Source organism: Methanolobus psychrotolerans (genome assembly GCF_002243045.1).
In the GTDB taxonomy this organism is placed as follows: Archaea; Halobacteriota; Methanosarcinia; order Methanosarcinales; family Methanosarcinaceae; genus Methanolobus; species Methanolobus psychrotolerans.
The window spans coordinates 61,715-69,969 of sequence record NZ_MBKP01000018.1 but is presented as its reverse complement, the minus strand read 5'-3'; the positions used below and the strand labels follow the sequence as shown (position 1 = coordinate 69,969).

At 40.2% G+C, this 8,255-nt stretch carries 9 protein-coding genes and 2 tRNA genes; 4 read left to right on the top strand and 7 right to left on the bottom strand.

Going from position 1 to position 8,255, the window contains the following annotated elements; all coding sequences use genetic code 11:
* The coding region (locus tag BB781_RS07725; RefSeq protein ID WP_164997816.1) for an IS66 family transposase at positions 1-240 on the top strand (240 nt) is incomplete at its 5' end.
* A 47-nt stretch (positions 241-287) separates the two neighbouring features.
* Here BB781_RS07725 and BB781_RS07720 read toward each other — a convergent pair.
* Positions 288-1,142, bottom strand: coding sequence for a transglutaminase-like domain-containing protein (locus BB781_RS07720; RefSeq protein ID WP_129582662.1), 855 nt, complete (start codon positions 1,140-1,142; stop codon positions 288-290).
* Positions 1,143-1,468: 326 nt separating this feature from the next.
* On the opposite strand from BB781_RS07720, the gene BB781_RS15690 reads away from it, so the two are divergent.
* Together BB781_RS15690 and BB781_RS07715 are read left to right on the top strand one after the other, a co-directional pair.
* Positions 1,469-1,615: a hypothetical protein gene (locus BB781_RS15690; protein WP_164997815.1), complete on the top strand. Its 147-nt coding sequence runs from the start codon at positions 1,469-1,471 to the stop codon at positions 1,613-1,615.
* 9 nt (positions 1,616-1,624) lie between these two features.
* The gene (locus tag BB781_RS07715; protein ID WP_129582661.1) at positions 1,625-2,491 is read left to right on the top strand and encodes a GNAT family N-acetyltransferase; all 867 of its coding nucleotides are present in this window, start codon (positions 1,625-1,627) and stop codon (positions 2,489-2,491) included.
* A gap of 84 nt (positions 2,492-2,575) precedes the next feature.
* Here BB781_RS07715 and BB781_RS07710 read toward each other — a convergent pair.
* From BB781_RS07710 to ilvE, 5 genes are all read right to left on the bottom strand, one after another.
* Positions 2,576-2,648 (bottom strand) — tRNA-Gln (locus tag BB781_RS07710).
* 66 nt (positions 2,649-2,714) lie between these two features.
* Positions 2,715-3,806 carry an OBG GTPase family GTP-binding protein gene (locus BB781_RS07705; RefSeq protein ID WP_094227914.1) on the bottom strand — a complete coding sequence of 364 codons (1,092 nt, stop codon included), beginning with the start codon at positions 3,804-3,806 and terminating at the stop codon, positions 2,715-2,717.
* A 63-nt stretch (positions 3,807-3,869) separates the two neighbouring features.
* Positions 3,870-5,780, bottom strand: a complete 1,911-nt coding sequence (locus BB781_RS07700) for a molybdopterin biosynthesis protein (protein ID WP_094227913.1) — start codon at positions 5,778-5,780, stop codon at positions 3,870-3,872.
* Between the two features lie 10 nt (positions 5,781-5,790).
* Positions 5,791-6,039: a sodium:proton antiporter gene (locus tag BB781_RS07695; RefSeq protein WP_094227912.1), complete on the bottom strand. Its 249-nt coding sequence runs from the start codon at positions 6,037-6,039 to the stop codon at positions 5,791-5,793.
* Between the two features lie 128 nt (positions 6,040-6,167).
* Positions 6,168-7,046 (bottom strand): branched-chain-amino-acid transaminase, encoded by an 879-nt coding sequence (gene ilvE, locus BB781_RS07690; RefSeq protein ID WP_094227911.1) that lies wholly within the window; start codon positions 7,044-7,046, stop codon positions 6,168-6,170.
* A gap of 164 nt (positions 7,047-7,210) precedes the next feature.
* Between ilvE and BB781_RS07685 the strand changes: the two genes are divergently transcribed.
* A tRNA-Arg gene (locus BB781_RS07685) sits at positions 7,211-7,285 on the top strand.
* 652 nt (positions 7,286-7,937) lie between these two features.
* Here the strand turns inward: BB781_RS07685 and BB781_RS16350 are convergent.
* Complete coding sequence (locus tag BB781_RS16350; protein WP_277985489.1) at positions 7,938-8,063, bottom strand: hypothetical protein; 126 nt, start codon at positions 8,061-8,063, stop codon at positions 7,938-7,940.
* Positions 8,064-8,255 lie beyond the last annotated feature (192 nt).

The window sequence follows — 8,255 nt, the reverse complement described above, 5'->3', positions numbered from 1 at the left end:
ATCTTGCGGTTTATGTACGACCCAAACGTTCCGTTTGATAACAATCAGGCTGAAAGAGATATCAGAATGACGAAAGTACAACAGAAGATATCCGGTACCTTCCGTAGTGAACAAGGTGCGAGAAATTTCTGCCGGATAAGAGGATACGTTTCTACTGTTAGCAAGAATTCCATGTCTGTTATAGACTCGATTAATGCAATATTCTATGGGGATTCACTTATTCCAATATTGCAGAATTGATCGTAGAGAGAGAAATCAGCTTGGTGGAAGGGAGCTAGGCTGAATAGTTACATTCCAGATTCATTTGTTTCGAACTTGATGAATCTGGCAAATCCACCGGCTACAAGCTTTGAAACTCCATTGTAATTCATTGTAACTTTTATGTTTGCGTTGTCTATTGTTTTTCTGTCTCTTAGAACTTTAATCTTTATTTTCTCTGTATTATCTACATATTCATCTGTGCAATCTAAGACAGTGGAGTGATTTTCATAGACAAAAACTGGACCCAAAAGCATATTCTTTTCAGAACAAAAGACAGACTTGTTGTTATGCAATGGACTAATGTTAAAACCAGAATCTGCAATAACCCAACTACCATCTTCAAGCAAAACTTCTGACCAAGAATGATCACTACTCGAATTGTATTTGCTATTTATGAACCCATCAACAACTATTTTTCTGTAGCTTAAGCCGGTTCTACTGGCCATATCATTGAAAATGGTAGCTCGCTCTCCACAATTCCCTTTGTTCAAATAGATGTACCACCCTGCGTTTTTTGGAATGCGGTATCCAAAGGGGTCAAGAACACTATCAAATATACCTGATTTAAATATGAATTCGTTGAGTTCCCATCGTACAATGTTATCAGTTATTTCTGTATTGTTAGTTGACTCCAGCAATATTGTTTCACTTGTTTTATTCAAATATGCATCAATGTGGTCAGATGCTATTGGCTTGTAAACAATGTAGTATAAAACTGCAGGATATACAAAAGCAGATATGACTATGTATAGAACATACAATATTGCAACCGCTTTAGCTGCAGACGTAAGCATCTGTACTTTATCTCTTTTCAAGGCGGAGTTGTTTATTTTCTCAGAAATACTCTCTGTTTTTTGTCTGGCCCACTTTTCAAAATCCACACTGTTTATTATTTTGCCAAAGGTAAAAAAAGTTTATGGCAATATCTTAATCGATTATTAGGAATTCTTTGGATTGATTTTCTAGATGATGCGATAGTTCAATCCTTTCTTTTTCTGTATTGAATGGAAAAGTATTTGAAAAACTGGTTACAATATGTAATTATAGCTTTATGTCAAGTGTGGGGTTAAAGCGACATAGTAATATATGGAATAGTATATTATTAATTATTATACATATAATGTGGATTGCGAAATTCAAATCGCTAAATTTAAATATATTCGTTTAGTAGGAACTAAAAAAGTCTGATAACTGTAGGTGGTATAGAATGTCTGAGGTAGTAGAACATATTCCTGAACTTAAAGGGGTCGACTTTGAAATATTTATCGAGCGACTAGATCAGGATATTACTCAAAAAGAAGTCGATGAGGTCCGTAAATGGGCACTATGCACTACCTATCACTTCGAAGACTAATTTTTTGCAATGTCTCTAAAAAGATTCACAAAATCGGTGCTTACTGGTGAATGTCTTTCCCTCATAGAGGGCTTTGATTGTGGATGTTCACAGCATACCGATTTTGAGAAATTAAACTTGTTTTTGAAAGAAAAGGCTTTGGAGTACAATCAAGATAACTTTTCTAGAACCAATATATTCCACGAAGATGGCGAATGTGCGGCTTATTATAGCTTATCTATGAATGCTATCAACGGGAAAAAAATTGATGTAGATGATCAATACCGCTCTTTAAAAAGTTACCCTGCGTTATTTCTAACCCGCTTTGCAGTTGATAAAAAATATCAGCGAAGCGGAATTGGAAGAGGAATAATCAACGACATCATAAAGAATGCATATCGAGACGGTGAAGTAGCAGCAAGGTTTCTTTATGTTGATGCAAGTCCGATGTCGGTGTCTTGGTATCTTGGTAATCCATTGTTCACAGTGTTGTATTCTGAATTGACAGAAAGAATAGAGCAATGCATAGAATCATATGTTATCGAGAAATTGAACATGCGCTTGGTAGGGGGACACTGTATTGAATTCGTGTTGGATGGTGAAGGGGAATTAGAATCATTAAAAAAGAACTGTGAGAAAATACTAACAGCACATGTTAAAGACATTTTTAATGAATTGTGCGAAACAATAACTATATTCAGTGACTGCAATTCAAAAATTAAACTGAATTTTGAAAACAACAAACCAAAAATAGTTCTTGATAACTTTAATACGCGACAAAACCACGGGAATATTCGTGATTGGTTGAAGCAGGCAGATAACGTGCTAAATCTTGATATTACCATTCCACTATATCTGGACATGAAAAAACATTATATGGCTCTCTATGGCTGTTAATCTGCTTGATTATTTGTAAACAACACTCTTTTAGTAGCATGAATCTGCAGCCAAACAATCATAGGACTATTGATAAAAGTTAGGTAGTCCTGGGCGGATTCGAACCACCGTCTTCGGCTCCAAAGGCCGAAAGGATTGACCACTACCCTACAGGACTACGTTGATCAGCTGAATAAATGCATAATAATACTTATTTGTTATGCAGGGATAGCCGGTCAGGCTATCACATTGCAATGATGAGGGTCAGGAGATCTCCGTCTTTAAGCACGTGTTCAAGACCTGCTCTCTGGCCTGGATGCTTTGCAGATGGACCCCACACCTGTGAGTATCTGAACTTTCTCTTGAAATCCCGGTGCAGATGTTCACAGACATCTCCTACTGTAACTCCTTTGCGTACAATGAGGGGTTCTTCCATGTCTGCTGGTTCGCCCTGGGGTTTGAGATAAATGCGGATAAAGTCAAGTGCATTGAAGATCAGGTCCTTGACAGCCTCAAGGTTCTCCTCCTTGTCAGCCGAGATATATGTTGCATCAGGATATTCTTCCTTGCATTTCCTCAGTACATACTCATCTGCCATGTCCACTTTGTTTATAACTATAACGGAGGGTATATACACCCTGTTGCCCATGATTACATCTATCAGCTGGTCAACATCGATATTCTCCCTGATAAGCACGTGAGCATTGTGTATCTTATACTCGTTAAGTATCGCCTTGATAAGATCCTCAGTCAGGTCCAGTTCTGTAGTACTGCTGATGGTGACACCGCCACGATCCTGTCTTTTGATAACAACGTCAGGTGGTTTCTGGTTAAGACGTATGCCCGCATCGTAAAGTTCCTGGGCAAGAACCACATGGTGATAATTCTGGAACACATCCAGCAAAAAAAGCACAAGATCACAGTTTCTGACAACTGCAATGACTTCTCTTCCACGACCTCTGCCGCTGGCTGCTCCCTTGACAAGGCCAGGCACATCAAGTATCTGGATTGTTGCATTCCCATGCTCAAGAACTCCCGGAATGACATCAAGAGTAGTGAACTCATAAGCACCCACCTCTGAATTAGCATCCGTGAGCTTGTTAAGCAGAGTGGATTTTCCCACAGACGGGAAACCTACAAGTGTGACTGTAGCATCTCCTGACTTTTTGACGGAGTATCCTTCTCCTCCGCCCTTGCTTGCCGCCTTCTTGACAACCTCATCGCGCAGGCGTGCCAGTTTTGCCTTCAGCTTACCAATATGGTGGGATGTTGCTTTATTGTAGGGAGTCTTCTTGATCTCCTCTTCTACTTCCTGTATATCCTCATTTATGCCCATTTACAACCTACCATTACGTCAAAATAAAACAGATTTTCCCGAATTTTATAGACTGGATTAACGTCAAAAGGAGGATATTATACTACCGGTCATTTCATACGTATACATTCCTGAGGGGAGTCTCTTTGCGAACTCCTCGGACCTGAGTGCATCCAGGAATATTTGTATTTCCTTTATGTTCAGGATTTCTTTACGTACTACAAAGTCAAACTCATCCTCTGTGACAGGAATAAACTCAAGCCCTGCTTCCTCTGCAGCAGCCCGTATCCCAAAACCAACATCTGCCTTTCCACTCTTCACAGCATCGCAAACTGATCTGTGGGTCTTTGATCCGGAATTATACCCCTTCATACTCTTTATGAGCTCACTCTTTGGGATTCCTTTTATCTGTGCCAGTTTCCCAATTTCCATGTCAAGAAGTGTCCGTGTACCGGAACCCCGGTTGCGGTTGATGAGCTGTAGGCTGGTTATGTCCTCCAGGCCATATAAGTGGGTATCAGGGCTGAATATCAGTCCCTGCTCACGCCTGTATCCTTTAACCAGCACCACATCTTCAAGATTCATTTTCGCTATAATCGATGAATTGAATATCCCCTTGGCATCAACCATATTCACACCTGCAATATCAGCAGTGCCACCAGAAATTGCTGTGAATCCTGCACTTGATCCCAGATTCAATGTCCTGAATACAAGTCCTGTCATCTCTTCAAGCAGGTCTATTCCAGGACACTGTCCGCCAACAATCATCAGGTCAGGGCTTCTCACGTTACCGAACATGGTAACCTCTACCTCAGAACCTGCTTCAATATATTCAGTATGTGCGCCGATCTCAATTATCCCGTCAGCATCTGACAGTGTGGTAATGGCTCCGGATGTCTTATCCGCAGGGTACACTTTGCCGCGCACCAAGCCCACAGGGAACAATTCTTCTCTTCCGCCTGAGCGGATGCCGGTTCCCATTACTGCATTAACTTTTGTCTTAAAAGAAGGCTTAACACCAAGTGAATTGTGTATGATCGGGGCTACGAACTCATTGAATATGCTGAGTGCAGAGGTTGGGTTCCCTGGCAGCCCGACTGTCGGCACTTTATCTATCATACCGATAACAACAGGTTTTCCCGGTTTAATAGCAATGCCGTGGGTAAGGGTTTCACCCTTTTCCTCAATTATCATATACATAATATCGCCGACACCAGCAGAAGTACTTCCTGATGTAAGAACAATGTCACATTCCAGGATTGCCTTGTCAAGAGCATCTTTCATCAATGTTGCATCATCCGGCACAATGCCATATATCCGTGCAGTTCCCCCGCATTCTTCTATTGCAGCAGCGATAGCATAGGAATTCGCATCATATATACTGCCAGCTTTAAGTTCCTCTCCGGGTTTTATAAGTTCATTTCCAGTTGATATTATTCCCACAAGAAGTCTTTTTACCGGCACCTCATTCATGCCAATGGAAGCAAGCACCCCAATTTCACGGGAACCTATTCGCGTGTTCTTCCTCAGGATTCTTTCTCCTTTCATGATGTCGGTCCCTGCACGCATTATATTCTCGCCAATGTGCACTGGTTGGTAGATGAAGACGGAATCGCCTGTTTGCTTTGTATTTTCCACCATAACTACGGCATCAGAACCATCGGGTATTGGCGCGCCTGTGGATATCTCTATGGTCTCACCATCATCAACAAAAAACTTGTCTGTACAACCGGCGGGAATCGATCCGATACATCTCAGTTCCTTTGGTTGTGGCTCACTTGCCTGATAAGTATCTTTTGCCCGAATGGCATACCCGTCCTTGACAGAACGGTTGAAATCAGGCACGTCTACACATGAAAATATATCTTTTGCGGTTGTTTGTCCTACAGATTTCTCAATAGGGACTATAATCATCTCTGGCTGAACTTTGATCTGTTCAACCAGCTTTCTTGCATCCTCTGCGGATGTGAGTTCTCTGAATTCCTTGCGTTCCATTCTGGTCTGTCTACTTTTTGTCGAGATAGCCTATAAGCGTTTTGTTGAGTTTGAATATCCTTGAAGCGACATACCAGAGTCCCATCAGATACACGATCCATGTTGCAATTGAGACCCATTGCAGATTTGTGGTCTCATCAAGTGCTTCGAAGGTAATCACAAGGGTAACTGGCATTAGAAGTAAGATAGCCATAACTGAGTCGTTCAGGTATTTTAGGTTCTCCATAATTACTTTTTCTTTTTCTCCCTCATTATCCATTCAAAAACCTCATTTGTTTTATATTTAAATATAAAATTATTAAAATATAATCTATTACTGGACTAATGCCTAATTAATGTTTTGAATAGTAAAAAAGAAGAAAAGAGATAAAGAGTCAGCTCTTCATTTTAAGGGTAGATAGGAGTACCTGTGTTCTTGGTCGCATACTCAAAGGCATCAACCATCTTTTTAGTTATAGGTCCTGGTTTTCCATCACCAATTGGGCGCCCATCTATCTTTACAAGAGGTGCTGCCTCAGCTGCGGTCCCTGTGACAAATATCTCATCAGCAGTGTAGAGATCAAACATCCCCAGATTTTCAACATGGGTATCAATTCCGATGTCTGCAAGCAGTTCGATTGCTGTTGCCCTTGTTATTCCCTTTAGGTTGTTAATGGTTGGTGGTGTGTAGACTTTTCCATTCTTGATGATGAATATGTTGTCTCCAGAACCTTCTGAGAGGTAACCGTTCTGGTCAAAGAAAATTGCCTCGTCTCCTCCCTTCTCATTTGCCTCGATTTTTGCAAGGATGTTGTTCAGATAATTAAGTGACTTGATATTCGGGGAAAGCGCATCACAGGAGTTTCTCCTGACTGAGACCGTGACACCGGTAAGGCCAATCTCATAAAGATCTCCATACATTGCTCCCCATTCCTGTGAGATAATGAATATATTTGGCTTCGGACATTTTCTGGGGTCCAGTCCAAGATCGCCATCGCCTCTTGAAACTATAGGTCTGATATAGGCATCTGTCAGGTTGTTTTTCCGGAGTGTTTCCAGAATTGCCTCTTCCATTTCTTCCTTGGTCATTGGTATGTTGAGAGCGATTGCCCTTGCAGAATCATAGAGCCTGTCAACATGTTCCCGTAACTTGAAAACACGTCCATTGTAAGCCCTTATGCCTTCAAAAACACCATCGCCATACAAAAAACCATGATCAAAAAGAGATGTCTTGGCTTCTGACTTCGGGACATAGTCTCCGTTGCAATAAATCAATAATTCACTCATATGTAAAGCCTCAGCATTATAATAGTTGATATTGTTGACGTCAAACTATTATATATTTGTATTCACATGTATGTTGACATCTCTTTTTATTTGACACTGTAGTTTCGTTTTGACAAAAGGCTTTTATGCTTGAAAACCTATTCACATTCCAGCCAATCCTTAGCGGTCCCGTGGCTTAGCCAGGATATAGCATCGGGCTTCTAACCCGAGGGTCAAGGGTTCGAATCCCTTCGGGATCGTTAATATTTTTCGGGCATTCCTATATTTGCTATTTTATTTTTCATGAATGTAACATTACCAACCGCAAAAAACTTATTCGATGAAGTAATACAGTATATTTGCTGAAAATATAATGCCAGAAGTTATCAAGACTTTGACACTATGTTTCGGCTTTCGATTGGATTGAATCAGGGAAAGACCCTGAAGCGCGTATACTTGCCAATCGGAAAATTTAAGGCGTCAAGTGAAAGACGTCAAGAGGGCGATAGGGTATTATAGTCTTCTCTGTTGCCCTCGCCTTAGGCTATTTTTCTATAATCTATCTATCTGAAGTAGTATCTTTTAATATGGACGATTCAACAGGTTCTGGATCATGTTGTCCTGAATTCGATCCTTCCTTAAGGGACAACAGAACACATGTCTGTCATAAAAGAAGTTTCCGTAGCTGAGATTATAAAACTCCCAGGCATATTTTTCAACAAGGTTTTTGATGGACCCTGCAAATCATTCAAGAATGGATAAAAGAGATGGAAAAGTACATTTCTGGAAAGGAATGACCGTGAAAAAACATTATTTCCATTTCGCATATTGTCTCAAATGTTCAGAGAAGTACGGTCATCACATGTGGTTTTTTTACAGAAGGGGAGTAACAGCCAGATATCATTGGCGTTTTCAATCATTCAGGCCCAGAATATTCCTTTTATCTTTCTTTTTCTCGTCTTTTTTCTCTGTTTTCCTCTCTTTTACGAATTCATTGACTTCCTTCAGTCTGTGCAGATTTGTTTCGTCGTGTCCCATGTTTTTTCTCCGTAAATGCTGTTTTCAAAAATCTGATAGTTACTTCATACCCTTTTGTTTTGTCTCAACATAGAATCTCTACATATCGAATATTAATCTTGCTCTGCTTATAGCTCTTTTTTAGGGGGTAATCATATATATCTATATTATATTTTATATAATATATATTGTGTATTTTTAAAAGAGGACGTA

Excerpts from the sequence above, each read along its gene's own strand:
- BB781_RS15690 (WP_164997815.1), top strand. The coding sequence starts at position 1,469 with ATGTCTGAGGTAGTAGAACATATTCCTGAACTTAAAGGGGTCGACTTT.
- ilvE (WP_094227911.1), bottom strand. The coding sequence starts at position 7,046 with ATGAGTGAATTATTGATTTATTGCAACGGAGACTATGTCCCGAAGTCA.
- BB781_RS07695 (WP_094227912.1), bottom strand. The coding sequence starts at position 6,039 with ATGGATAATGAGGGAGAAAAAGAAAAAGTAATTATGGAGAACCTAAAA.
- BB781_RS16350 (WP_277985489.1), bottom strand. The coding sequence starts at position 8,063 with ATGGGACACGACGAAACAAATCTGCACAGACTGAAGGAAGTCAATGAA.
- BB781_RS07700 (WP_094227913.1), bottom strand. The coding sequence starts at position 5,780 with ATGGAACGCAAGGAATTCAGAGAACTCACATCCGCAGAGGATGCAAGA.
- BB781_RS07715 (WP_129582661.1), top strand. The coding sequence starts at position 1,625 with ATGTCTCTAAAAAGATTCACAAAATCGGTGCTTACTGGTGAATGTCTT.
- BB781_RS07705 (WP_094227914.1), bottom strand. The coding sequence starts at position 3,806 with ATGGGCATAAATGAGGATATACAGGAAGTAGAAGAGGAGATCAAGAAG.